The following is a 21,793-nucleotide window of genomic DNA, read 5'->3' as shown; positions in this document are numbered from 1 at the left end:
TCATGGCAATCCCATCCACAAAAACAGCCCGACAAGCCCGAATCATCGAGGTGCTTCAAACGCACCGCGTGCGCTCGCAATCTGAGCTGGCCCAGCTTTTGGTAGACGACGGTCTCAAGGTTACCCAGGCTACTCTTTCCCGCGATCTGGTAGAGATCGGCGCTGAACGAGTGCGTGACGATAAATCTGGCCTCATTTATGCGGTTCCTAACCACCCGGTGCGCCGTAGCTCTCAGGACGGCCCCGATGCCCGCTTGGTCTCCCTCTTTAAGGAACTCCTGGTTACAGCCGAAGCTTCAGCCAACCTTGTGATTCTCAGGACCCCGCCGGGGGCGGCCCAATTCCTGGCATCTGCTATTGACCAAGCCGGGCTGGAACCTCTTCTAGGCTCTATCGCTGGTGATGACACCGTCATGGTGATTACCAGGGATCCGCAGGGCGGTCAAGCGGCAGCTTCGCTGTTCTTGGATTGGGCGGCTTAGCCTGGTGACGGTGTCTGCCAAAGAGTTGGGGCGGTAGCTAGTAGTGCGCTAGCTACCGCCCCTGTGTCTACTGAGGTGCTGGTAAAGTGGTGGGATCTTATGAGGAGAAAAGTTTTTTCATCTCTTCCAGGTCGAAGAACTCAGCGACCTGAGCTGGTGTCTGGGAGCCAAGCGTCTCGTCGGCCCCTGCATCCAGTAGCATACGGGCAATGGGAAGGTTGCTGCGGAAGGCTGCACAGACTAAAGCAGTTTGACCTCGTTCATTGAGCCGGTCAAGGTCAGCGCCTTCGTTGATGAGTAACTGGACCATGTCGGTGTGCTCGTGGTAGGCCGCGAGTATGAGCAGTGTATCGCCTTTGGCGTTGGTGAGGTCTACCGGCACCCCCTGGTCAAAAAGAGACTTGAGAGCTACCGGTTTATTCTCGCGTGCCAAGTCAAAAACTGAATTGAGGAATTCTAGTTCCTGATCGGTCAGGTTTGAATCTGGGACTGTCATAGCTTCACTTTCTCAGAAAAGAGCTTCAGTTAGCAAGCTCAGGTGGGTGCAGGACCAGCCAACTCTTGCGGCCTGCCGGGCACAGGGAGTTTAATGAATGGCCGGGTGTGGGAAAATAGATTGTGTGCTACCAGTTCCTGCTCACCTGAAAGTAACCAGAATCTATGACACACACAGCAAAGGCCGTAGCCGCACAGCATAATCTTGCATCGCTGATCACAGACCGGGCTGAGAGCCAGTCAGTGGCTTTAACCTGGGCAGGCGGTGGGCTCACCTACGCGGAGCTTGTCATAAGAACTGGGCAGGCTCGGCTTTGGCTTGAAGCCCGGGGACTAGTTGCTGGTGATCGGGTTGCTTTGGCTCTGCCGAATGTTCCCGAGATGGTTATTCTTTACTACGCTCTTGTATCCTTGGGAGCTGTTGCGGTTCCGCTTCATCCTCTGCTCTCTTCACGAGAGGTTGTATACCAGCTTGAAGATTCTGGTGCGAAGCTCTTGATCGCCGGCGAAGGCACGCGGGTTGCTGATCAAGCTGAGCAGACCGGTCGGCACCTGGGCAGCGAGCTAAAGATTGAGATTCTTGGTCTGGGCTTTGATTTTGCGGCTCCTAGGGTAGGCCCCTGGGAGCCTAGAGCCGTGCACCTGGACGCGCCCGCTGTTCTGCTCTACACTTCGGGGACGACGGGTGCCCCCAAGGGCGCGACCTTAACCCATGCGAATATGCTGTCCAACGCCCGTGCCTGCGCAGAGGTTTTTGGTTTTAGGGGGGACGACACTATTTTTGGCGGGCTCCCGCTCTTTCACGCTTTTGGTCAAACGGTGTCCATGAATGCAGTCTTTGCGGCCGGTGCAAGCGTTGCTCTGCTTCCGCAGTTCACACCGGGGGGAGCAGCACAACTGTGCGCGAGCGCCGGGGTCACGGTTTATGCCGCGGTGCCAACCATGTATGGGGCTTGGGCCGCCTATCTGGCTACTGACCCTGCCCTGGCCGCCCAGTTGCGGGGGACTATCCGGTTTGGCGTATCTGGCGGGGCAGCTTTACCCGCTTCTGTTCACCGGCAGATTGAGCAGATCTTAGCTTTTCCCATTTATGAGGGCTATGGCTTAAGCGAGACTGCTCCCGTGGTGGCTTTTAATCGTGCGGAGTTTGGCTTGCTCATCGGGTCGGTGGGTCGTGCTCTTCCCGGGGTGCGTGTCAAAGTTGTTGATAGCAGGGGGCAAGAACTTGGCGCGGGCCAGCCCGGTGAGCTCTGGGTTGCCGGCCCAAATGTTATGGCTGGCTACTGGAACAACCCCCAGGCAACACAGCAGGTGATGCAGGGGGAGTGGTTTGCGACCGGGGATGTTGCAAAAATTGATGAGCAGGGCAATATCTTTATTGTTGACCGTCTTAAAGACATGATTCTGCGCAATGGAAATAGCATTTACCCGCGCGAGATCGAGGATGTCCTCGACATCCATTCTGGGGTCAGGCAGGCCGCGGTCGTGGGTGTTCCCTGCCCCCGGGTAGGTGAGGAGGTCGTGGCTGTGATTGTGCCGCATGAGCAGCTTGATGAAGCGCAGATGGGTGAACTGGTGGCGGCCCTTGATGCTCTGGCCCGTGCAGAATTGGCAGCCTATAAGCGGCCTCGTCGCTATGAAGTCCGGCAGTCGCTACCGCTGGGTCCGACCGGAAAAATACTTAAGCGTGAACTAGCTGGGACTATAGTTTTAGAGGGCTAATGACTGCTCAGGACTAGTAGCCCTGAGGCCGCGGGGCGCTGATTGAAAAGAACCTTACTTTCTAGCTGGTGGTAGCTCAAGAAGCTAGGGGCCGGCGGCGGTGTTTTTGTGTGTTCGGGTTGGGGTGAAGGGGTGCTGTCGTCGTTTTGGGGTGTGGTGCCGGCCGGTTGGTTTGATGATGGTGGTGCTGTGCGGGATCTAGGGTTGTTGGGTTCTGGTGCTTCGGGTGTGCATGCGTCTGTGGGGGTTATGGTTGAGAGTGTGAGGGAGGGTTCTGGTGAGTGAGTCTGTGGAGGGCAAGAAGCCTAATGGGTGGCGGTATATGTCTCCTTGGGAGCGTGTGCGTAATCTTGTTGGTTTGTCGATTTTTCTTGTCCCGATGGTTTATGGGGTTTCCTGGTTCTTGCTCTCGCCTTATTTTAATCGGGTGTTTCATTATGAGAAGCAGTGCACTATTGAGTGGGCTGCCGCTGGTGAGAGCCGGTCTAAGTCGTATTCGGGCAATCCGTATATTTATGTGCAGACTTCGGATTGTGGTGGTTTGAGGTTTAAGGGGGATCGTCATGGGTTGAGGCGTGCTGAGGTTGCTGAGCGTATTGATGCTCTTGCTGGTCAGCGGGTGGCGGTGGATGTGGGGTATTGGCAGATGTTTGGTCCTGGTGAGTTGTCGGTTGTGGGTTTTGAGGGTCTTGATTTGGGCCGGTAGGTCCTGGTTTGTCTGGTGTGGTAGTGGTGGCGGTGCTCTTGTGTGTTGGGTGCATGGGGGTGCTGTCGTCGTTTTGGGTGTGGTGCTGGCCGGTTGGTTTGTTGGCTTTTGGTGTGTTGCTGGGGTTTGGTTAGGCTTGTGGGTAGTTGGAGAGGTGGTTTGTGTGGCTGTTGTTGATCAAGACCGTGGTGGTAAGTCTGGGGCTGGTGGGGCAGGTGTGGCTAGTCCGCGGGTGCGTAAGATTTTTATGCGGTGTGTGTGGACTTTTTGGGTTGTTGTTTTTGCTTATTACTTTGGTAACCTGCATTTTTATCGGACGGTTGATTGTACTGTTGTGGGTGCTGAGGTTGTCAGTGGTGGGGGCGGTTTGCGGTCTTCTTCTTCATGGCAGGGTGTGAATACTGAGACTGAGGAGTGTGGGCTGGTGTTTTTTACAAAAATGCAGAATGAGGGTTTTGATAGTGCTCAGGATTTGGCTGATGAGTTGAATCGTCATCGGGGTGAGCGGTTGCGGTTTCGGGTGAGTTATTTGTATGTGGGGCACTATACTGCTCGTGCTGTGGAGTTGGAGGGTTTTCCGATTCGGGGGTAGGTGTGTTTGGGGTCTTGTTTTGGGTTGGTAGGCCCCTGGTTTGTTCCTTGTGGTAGTGGTGGCGGTGTTTTTGTGTGTTGGGTGCTGGTGGTGTGCCGTCGTCTTTGTTTTGGTAAGGGTTTTGCTAGTTCTGCTCTGGTGTCTGCTCCTGTGAAGGGGCCTGCAACGGATCAGTTGTATGCTATGGGTTCGTCTGCTTCTGGTGGTCAGAGGTCTATGGTTGCTGGTGCTAGTGGTGTGGCGGTGAGTGCGACTGGTTTTGCTGTTGAGGAGGGGTTTGATAGTGATGAGCCAAAAGAACAATAAAGGTGAGTCGGCTGAGTCCGGTGAGACACCGCAGAAAATCAATTACCCGGTTTTGTCTCTTGTTCTTCTTATGTGGGCTTTAATCCTTGGAACGCCGTTGTATTACGGCTGGCGGCTTTTTATCTATGATCGTTCGCATCAGGTGCCTCTGGTGTGCACGGTTAAGTCTGCTGAGCATGAGTCCAGGAGTTCAAGTGGTGTCAGGTATAGCTCCTCTGAAGGCGATATTGTTTTTTCGACTGTGGAGTGTGAGGGGCTTTATATGCCGGTGAGTGAGGGGGAGATTGAGTCTACGCTGAGCCGGGTTGAGCCGGGTAAGAAGTATGAGTTTATGCTGGGTGAGACTGGTGTGGATAGTTGGGGTCAGCGGAGGGTATATTCGTTTTCTGGTCCTGTTGAGTAGTCATCTGCCTTGTTGGGGTAGCTGGGTAGACTTAGCCGAGAGTAAGGTGGCGCAGTGGCTGGAGAGGGAAATAGATGGAAAAGCGGAAGCTAACACGTAAAGATATGCTTTGGTATATTGGTACTGGAATTTTTTTGTTTTTGATGTTCATGCTTTACCCAGCTCTTAGATACGTAAATTCTCATTACGCTGAGCCTAGAGAATGTACTATTGAATCGGCTCGGTTTTCTAGAGGGGGTACCGGTACTAAGGTAGCTTCTAGTAAAAATGCGATAGCTGTAGAAACTACTGAGTGCGGATTAATTATCACCCCTAAAGTGGTTGGTGGCACTGATGACCTGTCGAAGAATATTGATTTGGTGAACCAGTATCAGGGGCAGAAGCTGGTTTTTATGATTGGTCCTTTATCGTGGAATCCTGGGAATACTGCTGCGGAGTATGTGATTATTCCTGAGCAGTAGCTGGCTTCTGGATGTTCGTCGTCCTGTTTTTCGGAGAAGGTAGGGGGTGCTGATGAAAAAGGTTTTTTAGTCATCTGAGGGAAGCATGGAGCTTTTATTTTGTGGGTGTGGTTCTTTTGCTTGTGCTGATGACCCCTGTTAAACGGTACGCGGATTCGCACTATACCCAGGAGATGACCTGTACCGTGAAGTCTGCCTCGACCGTCTGGCGTATGCGGGGTTCTGGGAAGATAAGTTCACCGAGCCCTGATTCGTCTGTTGTGACGGAGGAGTGTGGGACCTTGATGCTTTATCGTCCTGTGTTGGATGGTGTGGGTATGGAGGAGACGACGGATAGTTTAGTGGTGGGTAAGAAGTATATTTTTGTGGTGAATAAGTATCTTTTATACGGTAATTATCATAATATTCAGGATATTAAGGAGGCTGATGGTTCTCCTGTGAATTTTAGGTCTTCTGATTAGTTTTGGTTTATGCCTGTGCATTTGGTTTAGTGTGTGGGTTTATTTTTTTTTAGGGGTTTTTATGTTACTGGGTGCTCTTACGGGTCTTGTTATGGCCGGTGTTAATGTTCCTTTGTCTAATGTTTTGGGGCGGTCTCTTGGTAGTCCGGTGAAGTTTTTGGTGGTGTATTTTCTGCTGGGGCTTCTGGTGGTTGCGGCGGGTACTTTTATTTGTATGCAGTTCCTACCCTTGTCTGCTGTTCAGAGTTTTGCATCCTTGGGTTTGTTTATTCACCTGTATGTGGGGTGGACTAAGTATAGGGAGTTGAAGGGGGGCTCAGGGTAAGGGTCTCTAGGGTGTGAGTGAGGGAGAGGTTGAGTCTATCTTGAGTCGGGTAAGAGGTATGAGTTTATGATTGGTGAGACTGGTGTGGATAGTTGGGGTCAGCGGGAGGTTTTTTCGTTTTCTGGTCCTGTTGAGTAGTGATCTGCTTGTTGGTGTGGTTCTGGATTTAGGTCGGTACCGGTAGGTTTCTGGTTTGTTTGGTGTGGTAGTGGTGGCGGTGTTCTTGTGTGTTCGGTTTGGGTGCGTGGGGGTGCCGTCGTCTTTGTTTTGGTGGGTTTGATGATGGTGGTGGTGCTGTGCGGTCGATGGCGGGTCAGACGGTTCAGGGTGTTGTTTCTAATGTGACGAGTAATAATTTGGCGTATGCGTGGGGTGATTTTAAGGAGCATACTGTGGGTGGTTATGTTCGTGCTACGGGTGCGGGTTTTGGTGTTGGTGTGGTTTCGCCGAGGATTAGGCCTTTACCAGAGAACTTTGTTCGCGGGACTACACCAGTCACTTCTTTTGCTGGAACCGGAATCGATAAATCTGCGGACTACTTAGTCGGCATAGCTAACTATATTGTCACTCCGCAAGAAGATGCCTTTAGCTGGGAGGACGCAAATAAAGAAGGATTGAACAACATGGCTAATGGAAGTGTAGGTAGCACTAGCACTGTGTGGGCTGACCATATTCGTCCGATTCAGGGTAAATGAAATGGGTATCTTCTTTACAGATGAAAGGCATGAAGATGGCAGACGGAAACCCCGGCGCTGGTTTAGTTTTGTCTTTTTCTTTGTTGCAATTCTAGGGCTGGTCACTGCTATCGGGCTTACAGGCATCAGTATATATAATGAGGCGAACCCGGTAAGTCGTGAGTGCATTATTGAATCTGCCGAGGTTTCTCATGGTCGTAGCGGTACCGGTGGGCTTGCAACTTCGAGTACGAAATTAATAATTTATACTCAGGATTGTGGGTCTGTTTATATTTCTCGCGTCTCTGACCCTTGTTACCGCGCTTCTTGGCAACAGATGGCAGATGTGGTGAATGAACGACAGGGACAGAAGATGGTTCTTTTGCTTGGTCCTATCCAGTTGCCCGCTGAGGGTGACCGCGTGGAGGGTCTTGGTTTTGCCCTGCAGTAGGTAACTGTAGAAAATGGAGGGGTGGTTCTGGGGTAGTAGGCTGTGGTGTAGTATTGCGTTCTTTTGATGTGGTGTCTACTGCTGTTCGGGTTTTTGAGGGTCAGTGTGACGGTACTACTGGTGAGAGCCATAGAAAAGGGTGCTGCAAAAGGGTTAGGGGATTCGCTGAGGCGTAAGCGGTAGGAAATGCTTATATTTATCTATATGTGTTTTTAAACTTCCTGTTGGAGAATAAATTATGTCTAGAAAGAAAGACTCCTTTGCCGCAAAGCTCACCGCATGTGTCCTTACAGCTTTTGTAGTGACAATGGGAGTACTCAGCTTCCTTGGAAACAGGTGGTCTACCCAGAAGGTGTGTACTGTAAAATCATCGCAAGTTATTTCAGATTCTAGCGGCGGTGCTCCCACCTCATTTTTGAGGGTTGATACAGAAGAGTGCGGGAAGTTGAGTATCATAAATCCAGACTTTCCAGGAAACATGAATCAGCAAGCTCTTCATGAGCTTTTTCAGGAGCATTATGGTGAGAAATTTGAGTTTGTTGTCAAGGGTGTTTCACTGGGGAATGGTGTGTATGGTTCAGCTGGTATAACATCCGCTACTCCTGTTGAATAAGATAAGCCTGACTGCGGTATTAATTTGATTTTTCGGTCAATGCCTACGATATGTTCTTCTAGTTATTTTCTCATTGAATTTATAAAATACATAAGTATTTATTCAGATTTTTTCCTTTTCAATTTTTCTTGCTTTTTTCGTTCGCGCTCTATTTCTCTTTGTCGGACAGTCTCTTCTACCCTCTTGAAGTAGTCAGTCTTAGCTGGGTCCACATGGGGATTGTAATACTCTCTAAACCTGTAGGGGTTTGTGAAAGTTCCATATTTTTCCTTATTCTGAAACATTTTCCATATAAGATATATCGTAACTAAGCCCATTACAATAAGGAATATAATGTCATCTGTTTTCATGGGTTTGGCCCTTTCGGATTTCTTGTGGTTAAGGCTTAGATAAGGCATTTAAGGGGCATGCTTGTTGCTGTATTCTCACTTAATTTTTTAGCTATAGAAGATAGTTCATGATAACCCTAAGTTGCTTTGTCTTTCCCGTGGGATGACTTCTTCTGTTCGGGTTTCTGAGAAGGTTCCTTGTTTCCCGAAGGACAACTCGGAGGCCGAAGTTTGTATGTAACAGTTTAGGGGGATGAAGCAGAAGCGGCTACTGAATTATTGGTGGATCAGTGGTCGTGTGTGTGAATTTTACTTTTGTTGGGTGCTGGTGGTGTGGACCCGTTTGGTGTTTCGCCGGTGGTGTCGGGGTTTGGTTCTGGCCTGGCCGGTGGCGTGACTGTTGCGGGTTCTTTACAGGTCGCGGGGCTGGAAGTTCTAGGCGCCCGTGCGTATGACCCGGTTTCGCGCGGGTTTATGAGCCCTGATCCTGTGCCGTCGCCGGTGGGTGCTGGTTGGGGTGCGAATGTTTATTCGTTTGTGGGTAATGCGCCTTCTGTTTTGGTGGACCCTTGGGGTTTGTCGCCGATGACTGCTGCGCAGTTTAAGGAGTATCGTGAGGATGTTTCTGGGCGTGCTGTGGAGCGTTTGGGTAAGGGGCTTGCTGATTTTGCCCGGGATAATGCTGGTTGGATTGCTTTGGGTGTGGCTGCTGTTGGTGTGGCTGCTTTGGCTGTTTCTGGGCCGGTTGGCTGGGGCATTTTGACGGGGATGCTTATTTCTGGTGGTGTTGAGTTGGGTTCGCAGTGGTTAAGTGTTGAGCCTATTGACTGGAAGAAGGTTGCTTTGAGCGCTTCTATTGGTGGTGTTGCTGGTGGCTTTGGTGCAGGTGTTGCTTCTCTTGTGACGAAGTTGGGTTCTTCGGTGTTTGGTTTTGGTGTGAGGGCTATGGCTGGGCGTGCAGCTCAGATTGGTGCTCGCGCTGATGAGGCTGCTAGTTGGGGTAGTCGTTTGGGTAATAGTTTGGCTTCTCGTTATGGCCAGGCGCAGGCGGCGTGGAGTAATGCTGCTCGTGGTCTTTCTGGTGTTCCGCAGAAGGTTGCGGGTTTTGGTCAGAAGCTTGGTTATGGTGGGGCTAAGGAGATGGTGGGTGCTTATGTTGAGGCTGGTGTGGATACGTCGTTGACGTATGTTATGGATGGTCATCATGTGACTGCTGGTGGTTTGGTGCAGGCGTGGGGTGTTCCTGCTGTGTCGAATGCTTTGGTGCCGAGGCCTGTGTCTAAGGGGGCGGATGCTGTACTTAGGAAAACTGGTTGGGATGCGGCTGAGGGTGTTGCGGCTAAGTGGCGTTCTCTTACATCCGATGGCTTAGGTAATTTTGTGAATGGTGTGGCTTCGTATTCGGGTGCTCCGATGACGTATTCTGCTCAGTTTGAGTCGTATCAGGGGAAGGATTATAAGGGCCCCGGTTGGCATAGGGACGATGCGATTGCTGCTGGTTTGAAGGAGATGGCTAAGGGTGGTGTTTCGTCGAGTCGTCCGGTGGGGTCTTTGAAGTCGGTGTCTTTTGATGTGGGCTCTGGTGGTGGGTTTGATGATGGTGGTGCTGTGCGGGATCTAGGGTTGTTGGGTTCTGGTGCTTCGGGTGTGCAGGCATCTGTGGGGGTTATGGTTGAGAATGTGAGGGAGGGTTCTGGTGAGTGAGTCTGTGGAGGGCAAGAAGCCTAATGGGTGGCGGTATATGTCTCCTTGGGAGCGTGTGCGTAATCTTGTTGGTTTGTCGATTTTTCTTGTCCCGATGGTTTATGGGGTTTCCTGGGTTTTGTTCTCGGCTCATTTTAACCGTGCCTTTCATTATGAGAAGCAGTGCACGATTGAGGCCGCCGGAGTGGGGCATAGCCGTACTAAGTCGTATTCTGGAAGTTCGTATATCTCTGTAAAGACTGCTGATTGTGGGGTCGTAGAGTTCCATGGGCGGTTGTATGGGTTGAGGCGTGCTGAGGTTGCTGAGCGTATTGATGCTCTTGCTGGTCAGCGGGTGGCGGTGGATGTGGGGTATTGGCAGTTGCCGTATAACCCGATGATGATTGTTGGTGTTGAGGGTCTTGATTTGGGCCGGTAGGCCCCCTGGCTTATTGTGTGATATCTGGTGGCGGTGTTCTTGTGTGTTGGGGTTGGGCGCATGGGGCGCCCCCGCCGTCGTTTTGGGTGTGGTACCGGTCAGCTTATCTGCGCTACCAACGGTCTAGGCGGTAAAACCCGTTATACCTACACCCCCGATGGTCAGGTCGCTTCGGTCACTGACCCTACCGGTGCGGTGAGTACTTTTACCTATGATGTTGCCGGTCAGCTTGTTTCTAGTCGTGATGCTCTGGGTAGGGTTACTACTGCTCGGTATGATAGGGCAGGCCGCCTGCTGGGTACTGCTAGCCCTGATGGGGATCGCTTGGAGTACACCTGTGATGGTGAGAAAGTATAGGTACTTTGCTGATTTTGCGAATCAGAAGGCGGGTAAGGTACTTTCTGATGGTCTTTCTGGTGGTATTCAGAATGAGTATTCGTATTTGAGTGCTGAGGGGGATCATTCTGTTTTGGGTGGCGTGAGTTCTTTTGTGGGTGGCACGGCCACAGGCGCTTTAAGTCCAGTAATACAAAAGTTTAATAATCCCATGAGTAATTTTGTATTGGATCGAGGTAAATACTACGCTTCTGGTGTAATAAATTATGCTTCAAGGACAGCTCCAAGTGACTGGGACTTGGAGCAATCTCATGGTGATGGTGTTTTCTCTCTTGAAAAGGGTACACTGACGGGAATAGGAAAATCTGGTAGTAAATTTTTAGGTGCTATGAAATAGTTAAAATAGCAAAAGGATGTTTTAATATTTTTTTTGGAGATAAACGTTAGTGAAAGAAAAAGATTCCAAAATAAGCAGAATTCTTCTGGTTCTTACGGTGTTAGGTTTTATTGTGGGGGGTGGAATGTATTTGGTTAATTCCACCGTTCAAGGTGAAGTAAAGCTCTGTACCGTTTCTAGCGCCAGACATATCCAAGATTTCAATGCTGGTGCTCCTACTGCTTCGGTGGAAGTTCAAACTTCTGATTGCGGGAAAATAGTCATCACGCGCCTGAAGTGCCCTGGTGGGGTAAATATGGCACGGTTAGCTGAGGTTCTGAACGCTCACCAGGGTGAGCGGTTTGAATTTGTGTTCAAGTTTATTCAGCTCGGTGGTGGTAGTGCTGGGTCTTATGGTGTGAGGTCGCTTGAGCCTGTTAGGTAGGTGGTAGAACTGGTTATAGTTGCGCCTCCTGCTGGTGCGGTGAGTATTCTTATGATGCTGTTAGTGTGGCTTGTGGATTCTGAGGTTGGGATTTCTGAGTTTGTTTATGACGGTTTGAGTCCGTCGTGTTCAGCTTCGGGGTGCGGGTGGTTCTGTAGTGTATAAGCTGCTGCGGGATCCCGCCGCTGCTGTTCCTACTGTGCTGTGTGCCGGTGGTGTGCCGGTGTCTTTGGCTGCTGGTGTTGGTATGGATGTGTGGGGTGCTCGTGGTGCGGATCCGTTTGGTGTTTCGCCGAGGATTAGGCCTTTACGAGAGAAACATATTGGTGGATCTGTACCTGCACAATTGACCGGTGTGGGTGTTGATCGCGCTGGTGACTACGTTTTAGGTGTTGCCAATTACCTTGTCACGCCGCAAGAGAAAACATTAAATATCAATGATGCATTGAATGAAGGGTTCAAGAGTATGGTTAGGGGTGGCTCAGGGAGTATAAGCTCTTCCAGCGCGGATACTCTACGCCCGGTTAGCATGCAGTCTGGAAAATAAAAAATGGGTATTTTTTGTACAGAAGAACTGAACAAAAATGGTCAAAAGAAACCCCGTAAATGGGTCAGTTTTTTATTTTTTCTAATTATTTCTTTGGGTTTCGTTCATATGATTGGGGTTTCTCTTTATAACGTCTATAGTCGTTCCCATCCGGTAGATAAGGAATGTACCCTGGTTTCTGCTGAAGTGTTCAATAGTCGTAGTGGTACCGGTGGTATCTCTACCTCCAGTACAGAGCTAAAAATCAACACTGATGGGTGCGGAACTGTCTACGTGGATTATGTTATCGCTCCGAAGAAGTCTTATCAGGATATGGCTGATGAGCTTAATCAGTATCAAGGCGAAGTTGTGACTCTAATTTTTCCTCCTTTTCAGTTACCTGCTGAGGGTGATTATGCTTTGGGGTATGGGTATCGGTTCTAGCCATGCGGGGTATCTCCTGGTTCTAGGTTCTGAAGCACTGGTAGCTGGGGAAGAATGACAGTGCATGCTCCGCACACAAACATATTTGAATAATTATGTCTAAGAGTGCATAATTATTTATAGATGTGTGGAATCCCCGCACCCTCAAACAACTATCAAGGAGCACCATGAAAGAGCGGATTGTTCTGGCCTACTCAGGCGGCCTCGACACCTCAGTTGCCATCGGCTGGATTGGAGAGGCAACGGGTGCCGAAGTTATCGCCGTTGCGGTAGACGTAGGTCAGGGGGGCGAGGATCTCCAAACAATCCGCCAGCGGGCCCTTGACTGCGGTGCAGTCGAAGCCTACGTGGCCGATGCGCGTGACGAGTTTGCTGAAAACTACTGCATGCCCGCCTTGAAGGCAAACGCCTTCTACATGGACGCTTACCCCCTGGTTTCTGCCGTCTCCCGGCCGGTCATCACCAAGCACCTGGTCGCCGCAGCAAAGCAGTTCGGCGCGAGCACCGTTGCTCACGGTTGCACCGGAAAAGGCAATGACCAGGTCCGCTTTGAGGTGGGTATCCAGACCCTTGGCCCCGACCTCAAGTGCATTGCACCCGTACGTGATCTTGCTCTGACCCGCGAAAAGGCCATCGACTACGCAGAGAAGAACAACCTGCCGATTGCCACTACTAAGAAGAACCCTTTCTCCATCGACCAGAATGTCTGGGGCCGAGCGGTAGAAACCGGCTTCCTCGAAGACATCTGGAATGGCCCTACCAAGGACGTCTACGACTACACCGACGACCCCACCTTCGCGCCCACCCCCGACACCGTCATCATTACCTTCAATGAAGGTATCCCCGTGGCGATTGATGGTCAGGCCGTTACCCCTTTGCAGGCTATCGAGATCATGAACCGGCGTGCCGGGGCCCAGGGTATCGGTCGTATTGACATCGTGGAAGACCGTCTGGTGGGCATCAAGTCCCGAGAAATCTACGAAGCTCCCGGTGCCATGGCCCTGATTGCGGCTCACAAGGAGCTGGAAAACGTTACCATTGAGCGCGAGCAGGCCCGCTTCAAGAAGACCGTGGGCCAGCGCTGGACCGAGCTGGTCTACGACGGCCAGTGGTTCTCACCCCTCAAGAAGTCACTTGACGCTTTCATAAATGACACCCAAAAAATGGTTAACGGAGAAATCCGTATGGACCTGCACGGAGGCCGCGCGGTAGTAACCGGTCGCCGCTCCGAGACCTCCCTCTACGACTTCAACCTGGCAACCTACGATGAGGGCGACAGCTTCGACCAGTCCATGGCTCGCGGCTTTATCGAGCTCTTCGGCCTGTCTTCTAAGGTCGCTTCAGCCCGTGACCAGCGTCTAGGCCTCTAAGACGAGGAATACCCCCCAGCTCTGGGTGCAGTGAACGCGCTGCTACAAGCTGACTCTCGCGGTTCTTGCGCGGGGCGCTCACCCCGGTTCAGGCCAGAGCCTGCCAGCTTGCAGTCAGCGCGACCTCCTGCACCTTTTGTGCACTTAGACTTTTTGACTTCACCAGAACAGGAAAACCTCATGACTGATGTAAAGCATGGAACCAATGATGGAGCCCTCTGGGGCGGCCGTTTTGCCGGCGGGCCTTCTGAAGCTCTCGCGGCTCTCTCCAAATCAACCCAGTTTGATTGGCGTTTAGCCCCCTACGACATTGCGGGTTCCCGTGCCCACGCTCGTGTTCTGGCCAAGGCTGGTTTGCTGACCGAGCAGGAGCTGTCCGACATGATTGCCGCGCTTGACCAGCTTGAAGCTGATGTGCGTTCTGGCGCTTATGTTCCGGCAGAAACCGATGAGGACGTTCATGGCTCCCTGGAGAAGGGGCTCATCGAGCGTGCCGGTACAGACCTGGGCGGTAAGCTCCGCGCCGGCCGTTCCCGTAACGACCAGATTGCTACCCTGGGGCGTATGTACCTGCGCGATCACGCATCGATTATTGCCACTGGTGTGCTGGCAACGATTGATGCTCTTATCGGGCAGTCTGAGGCTCACCCCTACGCGCCCATGCCCGGGCGCACCCACCTGCAGCACGCTCAGCCGGTGCTACTGTCTCATCAGCTTCTGGCTCACGCCTGGGCTCTTTCGCGTGACCTGGACCGTCTGCTGGACTGGGATAAGCGTGCAGCTGTTTCGCCTTATGGTTCTGGTGCGCTGGCTGGTTCATCCCTGGGTCTTGACCCTGAGGCCGTGGCCACTGATTTGGGTTTCAATTCTGCGGTCTATAACTCTATTGACGGTACTGCCTCACGCGATGTTTACGCCGAGTTCGCCTGGATTGCGGCCATGATTTCGGTGGATATTTCGCGTATTTCTGAGGAGATTATCCTCTGGGCGACCAAGGAATTTTCCTTTGTGACCCTGCACGATTCTTTTTCTACTGGCTCATCGATTATGCCGCAGAAGAAGAACCCCGATATCGCTGAGCTGGCTCGCGGTAAGGCTGGCCGCCTGATTGGTGATCTGACCGGTTTGCTGGCAACCCTTAAGGCGCTACCGCTGGCCTATAACAGGGATTTACAGGAGGATAAGGAGCCAGTCTTTGACGCTATTGACCAGCTTGAAGTTCTGCTCCCTGCGGTTTCTGGCATGATTGCTACTCTTACTTTTAACACTGATCGTTTGGCTGAGCTTGCACCCCAGGGGTTTGCTCTGGCTACCGATATTGCTGAGTGGCTGGTGCGTGAGGGCCTGCCTTTCCGTGTGGCTCATGAGCTGGCTGGTGAGGCTGTGCAGGTCTGCGAGACTAAGGGCTGTGAGCTGTGGGATTTGACCGATGAAGAGTACCGGGCAATTTCCCCCCATCTGCATGCCGGTGTTCGTGAGGTCCTGACTGTTGAGGGTTCCCTGAATTCGCGTAGCGCCCAGGGCGGTACTGCGCCTTCTGCTGTGGCGCAACAGTTGGAAGCTCTTAAGCATGAACTGGAACCCCAGCGCATCTTTGCTCAGCGTCAGACTCTCATCAGCTAAGCTAAAGAGTCACTGTCGTAGCTGCCTGATGAGGAGTTACGGCAACCTTTATCATGAGCTTGGGAGAAAAATTGCATTTAATTGATCGACTGAGAGCCTTCCGTGATTCCTTCATCATGGTTCCGTCTATCTTTATTGTCTGCGGTATTGGCCTGTCCTTAATCCTGGTTGCCTTGGATCAGGCCATGGGCTACGGGCCGGCAGATGCCACCCTCCTCTTCTTTACGGTGGGCCCTGAAGGTGCTCGCGGTATTCTTTCCTCGATCGCATCAACGGTTCTTTCTGTTGCAACCATGGCTTTCTCTATCACTATTTCTGTGATGAGTTCAGCTAGCAGTTCCTTTGGCCCCCGCCTGGTCAGAAACTTCATGTCTGACCGTGGCAACCAGGTGGTTCTAGGAACCTTCACCTCAACATTCTTGTACTGTCTCTTGGTGATGAGAAGTGTCCAGGGGGCTGACAACTCGGTGAGTGGGCAGTCTTTTGTTCCTCATATTGCCGTGAATTTCTCGATGGTTCTGGCACTTGCCTGTGTAGGGGTGCTCATTTATTTTATTAACCACATTGCCTCTGGTATCCAGGTCAGCACTATTGCTACAACGGTTCAGAGTAAGTATTTGAAGCTGATTGACCGCAATAATGAGTTTGGTGAAAAGGGCAGCGCTACTTGTGTTCGTCAGGATGAGAGAAGTAATTGGCCTTATTCCTACCCGGTGTGCACTTCTGATAGTGGCTATGTAGTTGATATCGAGCCTGTCGTCCTTGCCGAGAAAACTAAGGATAGTCAGGCTTTTGTCAGCCTACTGGTCAGGGCCGGTGATCACTTGGTGGAGGGCCAAAGGATCGCATGGATTTTTTCTGATACAGAGCTGGAACCAGAAACCCTAGAAAAGATGAAGTCTGACGTTCAGGCTATTTGCTCACTGGGGGACTCTCGAACCGATTACAATGATATTCGATTTGTCCAGGGGCAAATTGTTGAGCTGGGGGTACGCGCCCTATCACCGGGCACCAACGACCCTTTCACGCTGACGGACTCTACCCATGAATTAACCATTGGGCTGGTACGTGCCGCCCAGCAGCCGCCAGCTCATAACACGGTGATCTGCGATGGCAGAGCTTGTGTCGGTTACCTGCCGGTGGAGGCAGCGGAGTTAATCGACCTCGTTTTTGATAGTTTCCGGTCCTATGCTTTAGATCATGAGCAATGCCTGATCGACCTGCTCAAGATGGCTGGAAAAATTATTTGCTTGGGCTCTGATCAGCAGGCTACTGCGCGGGCTCGATGGCATGCTGCGGTGATAGTGGAGTATTTCCGGGCTACAGAGCCTCTACCACATTCCCTGGATTTGGTGCTATCCGCCTATGATAGGTACATAGTTCAGCAACAGTTTTAATGTGAGTGCGTATACTTATTGTGAATCGTCTAGCCAGTGGCTAGCTGGTCAGGTGAGCTTTTCTAGCTCGGCTTCTTGAGCTCCCTTTCTGGCTTAACTCATGGTTGGGGTAGTCTTGGCGGGTACCCCTAAGAAACGGGTGCTGGCCTGTGGAATAGGCTTCTTGGCCACTGGTTCCTAGGTACCCCCTGCTGATATGTATAAGGTGTTAGATTTTTTATGATTGAGCTGGTGGATTCTTCACTGCCCCTTGCGGAGCAGATTCCCGCTGCTTGTGCGCAAATTCCGGACTATCCCAAAGAGGGCATCCTCTTTTACGATGTGACCACCCTTTTTGCTAACCCTCAGGTTTTCCGCGCTTCGATGGAAGAAATAGCAGCCCGTTTTGAGGGGCAGTTTGATATCGTCGCCGGCGTTGAAGCGCGCGGCTTCTTGATGGCTTCCGCCATTGCCTACATTGCAGGGACCGGTGTGATGACCGTTCGTAAGGCAGGTAAGCTACCGCGCGATACCTACATGAAGGAATACTCCTTGGAGTACGGCCAGGCGGCTATCGAAATTCATAAGGACGACATCCCTGCCGGTTCTCGTGTTCTCATCGTGGATGACCTGCTGGCAACCGGTGGCACGCTTGAAGCGGCTACTCTCCTGATGAAGATGGCCGACCTTAAGGTTGCCGGTATCGGTGTGCTCCTTGAGCTTGATGGCCTGGGCGGGCGTGAGATTCTTGCTCCGCACCGTCTTGAGTCTCTTTCACTGGTCTCGGAATAACCGAATAAGGTTGCATAGCTTTAGCCCCGTTCCCCCAGCATCATGCAGGGGGAGCGGGGCTTGGGCATGGGCAAACTGTCAACCTTTATGGCCTTGCTTTGGTGAGGCCTGGGCGAGGGGGGTAGAATTGAGGGCCTGAAATTACCTGCCATGGAGGGTGCCGCCTTGACTGAAAACACCACTGATCGCTCCCAGGATGCTTTAGCTGAACAGGCTTATGAGAAGGAGCTCGTGGGGGAACGCATGTATGTCGCCAGGCTCTATGAGCGGCTGGACGAGCTACGGGGGATTAACGAGCGCAAACTCAAAAATACCCGTAAGGATCAGGCTGTTGGAAGCCACCAGAACCGTTCTGAGCGAGATGCCTATGCCCAGCATTACGAGGACAGGCTGGCCCAGTACAACGCGGTTGATCATCGTCTAGCTTTTGGCCGTCTTGACCTTGATGAAGGTGGCCAGCGCTATATCGGTCGGATTGGGTTAGCCACCGAAGCGCACGAACGGCTGCTCATTGACTGGCGCGCACCGGAGGCCGGTACGTTTTACCAGGCCACAGCTTTTAACCGGCAGGGGGTGCGTCGTCGCCGCCATCTGATGCTGGAAGGCCGTCAAGTAACCGGATTTGAGGACGATGTCTTGGATTCGTCCATGCTCGATGAGGGTGCTGAAGCATCGCTCCACGGGGAAGGCGCTTTGTTGGCGGCCTTGAATCGTAAGCGCACCGGCCGTATGGGCGATATTGTGGCTACCATTCAGGCTGAGCAGGACGCTATTATCCGTGCTGACCTGGCCGGGGTGCGTGTAGTTCAGGGCGGGCCGGGTACCGGTAAGACAGCGGTGGCTTTGCACCGTGCGGCTTATCTGCTGTACACCTTCCGGGAGCGTCTGAATAACGCGGGTGTTTTGGTGGTTGGTCCTTCTGCTTCATTCATGTGGTATATCGAGCGTGTCCTTCCGTCGCTCGGTGAGACCGGGGTGGTCATGTCTTCGTTGGCTACCCTCTACCCGGGGATTAAGGCTGTCCCCGAAAAAGATCCTGGCGTCGCAGGGGTCAAGGGCGATTTGCGCATGGCTGAGGTGCTCAAAAAAGCTGTCTCTGACCGCCAGAAAGTTCCTGATCAGCCGGTCAGGCTGGCGGTGGATTCTACTGATCTTGTTCTGACTCCGGCTATGGTCAAGCAGGCCAGGGCTACCGCTCGCTCAACCGGTAAGCCTCATAACCAGGCGCGCGAAACTTTTGTCAAGGTCTTGCTGAAAGAGCTGACCGCACAGTTGAACGAGACTCTGGACCGTGCAGCCGGCCATGCTGTGGACCGTCCCTATCTTGAGGATGATGTTCGAGGTTCTATGGATGTCCGTCGCGCCCTTAACCTTGCCTGGATGCCTTTATCACCAGAGACTCTGGTACGTTCTCTGTATTCCAAGCCGCATTACCTTGAAAGTGCAACTGCCGGTATTTTGAGCCAGCAGGAGCGCGATGTGTTGGCACGCCCTGCGTCCGCGCCTTTTACCGAGGCGGATGTCCCGCTTCTGGATGAGGCCGCCGAGTTGCTGGGTGATTTTTCCCAGGTCGCAGGTGCGGCCCAGATGGCCCGAGCCGAGGCTGCCCACCAGGCTAACCTTGAGAATGCCCGTAAGGCACTGGAAAACGTTGACCAGCAGCTTGCTGATATGGGAATTGATGGCGTGGTAACTGCTGAGCAGATTGCGGAGCTGAACGAGGAACGCGGTGAGCGTATGACCGCAGCCCGCGCGGCCCAGGCTGATAGGACCTGGGCTTATGGACATGTTGTGGTGGATGAAGCTCAGGAGCTTTCCCCGATGCAGTGGCGTTTGCTGATGCGCCGTTGCCCCATGAAGTCCTTCACGGTTGTGGGCGATATCGCGCAGGCTTCGTCTGCGGCGGCTTCTACTTCTTGGGCAGGAGCCCTTGAACCCTTTGTGGGGGAGCGGTTTACCTTGGAGGAGCTAACGGTGAACTACCGAACACCGGCGCAGATTTCCGATGCGGCTGTTGCTGTAGCGCAGGCAGCTGGTTTGTGTATTTCTGCTCCGAAGGCTGTGCGCCAAGGCCGCTGGGCACCTACCGCTGAGATTGTGGGGGAGGACCAGCTTCTGCCGTCGGTACTTGATGCTGTGGGCCAGGAACTTGAGCAGGCCGCTGGCGGTCTGATTGGCGTAATTGTCGCTGAAGGCAAATATCAGCAGACTGCCTTGGCTTTGGCGCAGGAGCACCGGGGCAAGTTGGGAACAAGTGCCTCAGCCTTGGAACATAAGGTGCTGATTCTGACCCCGTGGGAGGCCAAGGGCTTGGAGTTCGACAGCGTCATTATTGTTGAGCCAATGGATATTATTAGGGCCGCTAATGGTTCGGTTGGTGACCTCTATGTTTCGATGACCCGCCCCACCCAGCGTCTGAAGCTTATTGCTAGTGCTGAGCTTCCTGCCGGTTTGGAGCCCTTGGCAGATTAGCTTTCTGCGCCACCTCTTAGTTTCGTGCCAGCTGAGTATGCCCGCTACTTCTGTGCTTGGGCTACTGAGCTGGTACGGTTGGAGGTGGTAGTTTCTACCGTTTTATTGATGACTAACCAGGAGTAACCGTGTCTGAAGAGACTCTCGCAGCTCAGCACAATGACGATTCCTTTGAGAATATTTGGCAGGAATTGAAGTGGCGTGGCTTTGTGCACGTCAGTACCGATGAAGATGCCCTTGAAAAAGCGCTGACTGAAGAGACCGTCAACTTCTATATCGGTTATGATCCCACCGCTGCTTCTTTGCACCTGGGGCACCTGGTTCAGCTTCTGCTGATGCGTCGCCTTCAGCTTGCTGGTCACAAACCTTTTGGCCTGGTGGGTGGTGCTACCGGTCTCATTGGTGATCCCCGTCAGACATCTGAGCGTGTCTTGAATTCACGCGATGTTGTGGAGGGTTGGGTTGAGCGTCTGCGTAGCCAGATTGAGCGTTTCCTTTCGTTTGAGGGTGAGAACGCTGCCAGCATGGTGAATAACCTAGAGTGGACTAGTCAGCTTTCGGCTATCGACTTCCTTCGTGAAATCGGTAAGAACTTCCGTGTGGGCACCATGATTAAGAAGGAGATTGTGGCCAAGCGCCTGAACTCTGATGAGGGTATCTCCTACACTGAGTTCTCCTACCAGATTTTGCAGGGCAATGACTTTTTGGAGCTCAACCGCCGCTACAATGTGTCTTTGCAGTGCGGTGGCTCTGATCAGTGGGGCAACCTGACCTCCGGTACTGAGCTGGTACGTAAGGTTGAGGGCAAGAGCGTTCACGCCCTGGGGACCCCCCTGATTACTAACTCTGACGGCACTAAGTTTGGTAAGTCTGAGGGCAACGCTATCTGGCTTGATCCCGAGATGTGCTCACCCTACGCCTTCTACCAGTTCTGGCTGAATACTGCCGATGCCGATGTGGCTGACCGCCTCAAGGTCTTCACCTTCAAGACTCGCGATGAAATTGCTGAACTTCAGCGCTCTGTTGAAGAGGAACCTTTCAAGCGTTTGGCTCAGAAGACTTTGGCTTACGAGGTTACGTCGTTGGTTCATGGTCTTGAAGCTACGGAGAAAGTTATCGCGGCTTCCGAGGCTCTCTTTGGTAAGGGCGACTTCGTAGCTCTTGATGAAGCAACTTTGAGAGCCGCTACTGCTGAGCTTCCGCACGCTCTTGTGTCCGCGGACCAGCTCGATATGGTGACCGTTCTGACTGAGACCGGTTTATCTAGTTCTAAGAGTGAAGCCCGCCGTACTCTCAAAGAGGGAGGTGCAGCAATCAATAACGTCAAGGTTCAGGGCGAAGATGCTAGGCTGGCCCAGGAGGATCTCTTGCTCGGTAAGTATGCTGTTATCCGCCGAGGCAAGAAGAACATGGCTGTTGTTGAAATTGCCTAGTAAGTTCTGGGTCTTGAAAGAAACTGCCTGCACTTGACTGGGGCCCTTGAGGTCTTGGTGGGCAGGCAGTTTTTGTCTTTCTAGGGCAGCGGTAGAAGGCCAAACCTGTTTGGTGGAGGTTCCAGGTGACCTAAAAGTGGCCTGAAAGTTGCTAGCTGAAAAATTTTTGGAAAAATTTATAAATCAGTATTTACTTGGTAAAACACTGGTAGCTTGGGTGGGTTTCGGTGCCCGATGGGCGGTTTTGAGGCCTTCTTGACTTGCAGAGTGTGAAAAACCTGCGTAAAGTATTACCAGTCGCCGCGGCGAGGGGAACCTTGCTCAAGGCCGTCTAATTGAATAGCGCACCACAAGTTCGGTTGCTTATGTAGCCAATTGGGATAGTGAATGAGAATTCGGTAGATCAAAAACAACTTGTGGTTATCGTCACGCAAAGATTATTTGCAAACGATATTAAG

At 52.2% G+C, this 21,793-nt stretch carries 24 protein-coding genes; 22 read left to right on the top strand and 2 right to left on the bottom strand.

The genetic code is table 11. The features are described 5' to 3' along the window. Window positions 1–2: 2 nt before the first annotated feature. Entirely contained in the window at window positions 3–482 is a 480-nt protein-coding gene (locus ACN08V_RS07535; protein WP_419105113.1) for an arginine repressor, read from the top strand. Window positions 483–579: 97 nt separating this feature from the next. Here ACN08V_RS07535 and ACN08V_RS07530 read toward each other — a convergent pair whose 3' ends face one another. After that, window positions 580–978, bottom strand: a complete 399-nt coding sequence (locus ACN08V_RS07530) for an ankyrin repeat domain-containing protein (RefSeq protein ID WP_419105112.1) — start codon at window positions 976–978, stop codon at window positions 580–582. 164 nt (window positions 979–1,142) lie between these two features. Here ACN08V_RS07530 and ACN08V_RS07525 point away from each other — a divergent pair, with 164 nt between their 5' ends. From ACN08V_RS07525 to ACN08V_RS07490, 8 genes are all read left to right on the top strand, one after another. After that, window positions 1,143–2,699 carry an AMP-binding protein gene (locus ACN08V_RS07525; RefSeq protein WP_419100133.1) on the top strand — a complete coding sequence of 519 codons (1,557 nt, stop codon included), beginning with the start codon at window positions 1,143–1,145 and terminating at the stop codon, window positions 2,697–2,699. A gap of 277 nt (window positions 2,700–2,976) precedes the next feature. After that, window positions 2,977–3,405, top strand: a complete 429-nt coding sequence (locus ACN08V_RS07520; RefSeq protein ID WP_419105111.1) for a hypothetical protein — start codon at window positions 2,977–2,979, stop codon at window positions 3,403–3,405. A 163-nt stretch (window positions 3,406–3,568) separates the two neighbouring features. Further along, window positions 3,569–3,997, top strand: coding sequence for a hypothetical protein (locus tag ACN08V_RS07515; protein WP_419105110.1), 429 nt, complete (start codon window positions 3,569–3,571; stop codon window positions 3,995–3,997). A 286-nt stretch (window positions 3,998–4,283) separates the two neighbouring features. Further along, entirely contained in the window at window positions 4,284–4,706 is a 423-nt protein-coding gene (locus ACN08V_RS07510) for a hypothetical protein (RefSeq protein WP_419105109.1), read from the top strand. A gap of 74 nt (window positions 4,707–4,780) precedes the next feature. Continuing rightward, complete coding sequence (locus ACN08V_RS07505) at window positions 4,781–5,167, top strand: hypothetical protein (RefSeq protein ID WP_419105108.1); 387 nt, start codon at window positions 4,781–4,783, stop codon at window positions 5,165–5,167. 1,127 nt (window positions 5,168–6,294) lie between these two features. Then, window positions 6,295–6,648 carry a hypothetical protein gene (locus ACN08V_RS07500; protein WP_419105107.1) on the top strand — a complete coding sequence of 118 codons (354 nt, stop codon included), beginning with the start codon at window positions 6,295–6,297 and terminating at the stop codon, window positions 6,646–6,648. Window position 6,649: 1 nt separating this feature from the next. After that, window positions 6,650–7,078 carry a hypothetical protein gene (locus ACN08V_RS07495; protein ID WP_419105106.1) on the top strand — a complete coding sequence of 143 codons (429 nt, stop codon included), beginning with the start codon at window positions 6,650–6,652 and terminating at the stop codon, window positions 7,076–7,078. 238 nt (window positions 7,079–7,316) lie between these two features. After that, window positions 7,317–7,691: a hypothetical protein gene (locus ACN08V_RS07490; RefSeq protein ID WP_419105105.1), complete on the top strand. Its 375-nt coding sequence runs from the start codon at window positions 7,317–7,319 to the stop codon at window positions 7,689–7,691. 98 nt (window positions 7,692–7,789) lie between these two features. On the opposite strand, the gene ACN08V_RS07485 is transcribed toward ACN08V_RS07490, so the two are convergent. After that, window positions 7,790–8,041, bottom strand: coding sequence for a hypothetical protein (locus ACN08V_RS07485; RefSeq protein ID WP_419105104.1), 252 nt, complete (start codon window positions 8,039–8,041; stop codon window positions 7,790–7,792). Window positions 8,042–8,353: 312 nt separating this feature from the next. On the opposite strand from ACN08V_RS07485, the gene ACN08V_RS07480 reads away from it, so the two are divergent. From ACN08V_RS07480 to tyrS, 13 genes are all read left to right on the top strand, one after another. Beyond that, a complete protein-coding gene (locus ACN08V_RS07480; RefSeq protein WP_419105103.1) occupies window positions 8,354–9,724 on the top strand; it encodes an RHS repeat-associated core domain-containing protein in 1,371 nt (456 codons plus the stop codon). Continuing rightward, window positions 9,717–10,142, top strand: coding sequence for a hypothetical protein (locus ACN08V_RS07475; protein ID WP_419105102.1), 426 nt, complete (start codon window positions 9,717–9,719; stop codon window positions 10,140–10,142). Before ACN08V_RS07480 ends, ACN08V_RS07475 begins: the two co-directional genes overlap by 8 nt. 60 nt (window positions 10,143–10,202) lie before the next feature. Further along, window positions 10,203–10,499 carry a hypothetical protein gene (locus tag ACN08V_RS07470; RefSeq protein WP_419105101.1) on the top strand — a complete coding sequence of 99 codons (297 nt, stop codon included), beginning with the start codon at window positions 10,203–10,205 and terminating at the stop codon, window positions 10,497–10,499. Next, complete coding sequence (locus ACN08V_RS07465) at window positions 10,483–10,875, top strand: hypothetical protein (protein WP_419105100.1); 393 nt, start codon at window positions 10,483–10,485, stop codon at window positions 10,873–10,875. The genes ACN08V_RS07470 and ACN08V_RS07465 overlap by 17 nt, the downstream gene beginning before the upstream one ends. Before the next feature lie 49 nt (window positions 10,876–10,924). After that, a complete protein-coding gene (locus tag ACN08V_RS07460; protein WP_419105099.1) occupies window positions 10,925–11,299 on the top strand; it encodes a hypothetical protein in 375 nt (124 codons plus the stop codon). A gap of 157 nt (window positions 11,300–11,456) precedes the next feature. Further along, complete coding sequence (locus tag ACN08V_RS07455) at window positions 11,457–11,846, top strand: hypothetical protein (RefSeq protein WP_419105098.1); 390 nt, start codon at window positions 11,457–11,459, stop codon at window positions 11,844–11,846. 3 nt (window positions 11,847–11,849) lie between these two features. After that, window positions 11,850–12,269, top strand: a complete 420-nt coding sequence (locus tag ACN08V_RS07450; RefSeq protein ID WP_419105097.1) for a hypothetical protein — start codon at window positions 11,850–11,852, stop codon at window positions 12,267–12,269. Window positions 12,270–12,436: 167 nt separating this feature from the next. Further along, complete coding sequence (locus ACN08V_RS07445) at window positions 12,437–13,639, top strand: argininosuccinate synthase (protein ID WP_419105096.1); 1,203 nt, start codon at window positions 12,437–12,439, stop codon at window positions 13,637–13,639. A gap of 180 nt (window positions 13,640–13,819) precedes the next feature. Further along, a complete protein-coding gene (argH, locus tag ACN08V_RS07440; protein ID WP_419105095.1) occupies window positions 13,820–15,262 on the top strand; it encodes an argininosuccinate lyase in 1,443 nt (480 codons plus the stop codon). A gap of 71 nt (window positions 15,263–15,333) precedes the next feature. Next, window positions 15,334–16,659: a DUF2254 domain-containing protein gene (locus ACN08V_RS07435; RefSeq protein ID WP_419105094.1), complete on the top strand. Its 1,326-nt coding sequence runs from the start codon at window positions 15,334–15,336 to the stop codon at window positions 16,657–16,659. A 219-nt stretch (window positions 16,660–16,878) separates the two neighbouring features. Then, entirely contained in the window at window positions 16,879–17,430 is a 552-nt protein-coding gene (locus tag ACN08V_RS07430) for an adenine phosphoribosyltransferase (RefSeq protein ID WP_419105093.1), read from the top strand. A 150-nt stretch (window positions 17,431–17,580) separates the two neighbouring features. After that, on the top strand, window positions 17,581–19,902 hold the full coding sequence (locus tag ACN08V_RS07425; RefSeq protein ID WP_419105092.1) for a HelD family protein: 2,322 nt from the start codon (window positions 17,581–17,583) through the stop codon (window positions 19,900–19,902). A gap of 128 nt (window positions 19,903–20,030) precedes the next feature. Then, window positions 20,031–21,335 carry a tyrosine--tRNA ligase gene (tyrS, locus tag ACN08V_RS07420; protein ID WP_419105091.1) on the top strand — a complete coding sequence of 435 codons (1,305 nt, stop codon included), beginning with the start codon at window positions 20,031–20,033 and terminating at the stop codon, window positions 21,333–21,335. Window positions 21,336–21,793: the final 458 nt, after the last annotated feature.

It is taken from the genome of Rothia sp. P5766 (assembly GCF_048513555.1).
Lineage (GTDB): Bacteria > Actinomycetota > Actinomycetes > Actinomycetales > Micrococcaceae > Rothia.
Note: the sequence above shows the minus strand (reverse complement) of the source record. Positions and strands in the feature narration are given on the sequence as shown.

Bases quoted from the DNA above. Each gene is read 5' to 3' on its own strand.
- ACN08V_RS07535 (WP_419105113.1), top strand. From the start codon at position 3: ATGGCAATCCCATCCACAAAAACAGCCCGACAAGCCCGAATCATCGAG.
- ACN08V_RS07530 (WP_419105112.1), bottom strand. From the start codon at position 978: ATGACAGTCCCAGATTCAAACCTGACCGATCAGGAACTAGAATTCCTC.
- ACN08V_RS07525 (WP_419100133.1), top strand. From the start codon at position 1,143: ATGACACACACAGCAAAGGCCGTAGCCGCACAGCATAATCTTGCATCG.
- ACN08V_RS07510 (WP_419105109.1), top strand. From the start codon at position 4,284: ATGAGCCAAAAGAACAATAAAGGTGAGTCGGCTGAGTCCGGTGAGACA.
- ACN08V_RS07505 (WP_419105108.1), top strand. From the start codon at position 4,781: ATGGAAAAGCGGAAGCTAACACGTAAAGATATGCTTTGGTATATTGGT.
- ACN08V_RS07495 (WP_419105106.1), top strand. From the start codon at position 6,650: ATGGGTATCTTCTTTACAGATGAAAGGCATGAAGATGGCAGACGGAAA.
- ACN08V_RS07490 (WP_419105105.1), top strand. From the start codon at position 7,317: ATGTCTAGAAAGAAAGACTCCTTTGCCGCAAAGCTCACCGCATGTGTC.
- ACN08V_RS07485 (WP_419105104.1), bottom strand. From the start codon at position 8,041: ATGAAAACAGATGACATTATATTCCTTATTGTAATGGGCTTAGTTACG.
- ACN08V_RS07470 (WP_419105101.1), top strand. From the start codon at position 10,203: ATGGGGCGCCCCCGCCGTCGTTTTGGGTGTGGTACCGGTCAGCTTATC.
- ACN08V_RS07465 (WP_419105100.1), top strand. From the start codon at position 10,483: ATGGTGAGAAAGTATAGGTACTTTGCTGATTTTGCGAATCAGAAGGCG.
- ACN08V_RS07450 (WP_419105097.1), top strand. From the start codon at position 11,850: ATGGGTATTTTTTGTACAGAAGAACTGAACAAAAATGGTCAAAAGAAA.
- ACN08V_RS07445 (WP_419105096.1), top strand. From the start codon at position 12,437: ATGAAAGAGCGGATTGTTCTGGCCTACTCAGGCGGCCTCGACACCTCA.
- argH (WP_419105095.1), top strand. From the start codon at position 13,820: ATGACTGATGTAAAGCATGGAACCAATGATGGAGCCCTCTGGGGCGGC.
- ACN08V_RS07430 (WP_419105093.1), top strand. From the start codon at position 16,879: ATGATTGAGCTGGTGGATTCTTCACTGCCCCTTGCGGAGCAGATTCCC.
- ACN08V_RS07425 (WP_419105092.1), top strand. From the start codon at position 17,581: ATGGAGGGTGCCGCCTTGACTGAAAACACCACTGATCGCTCCCAGGAT.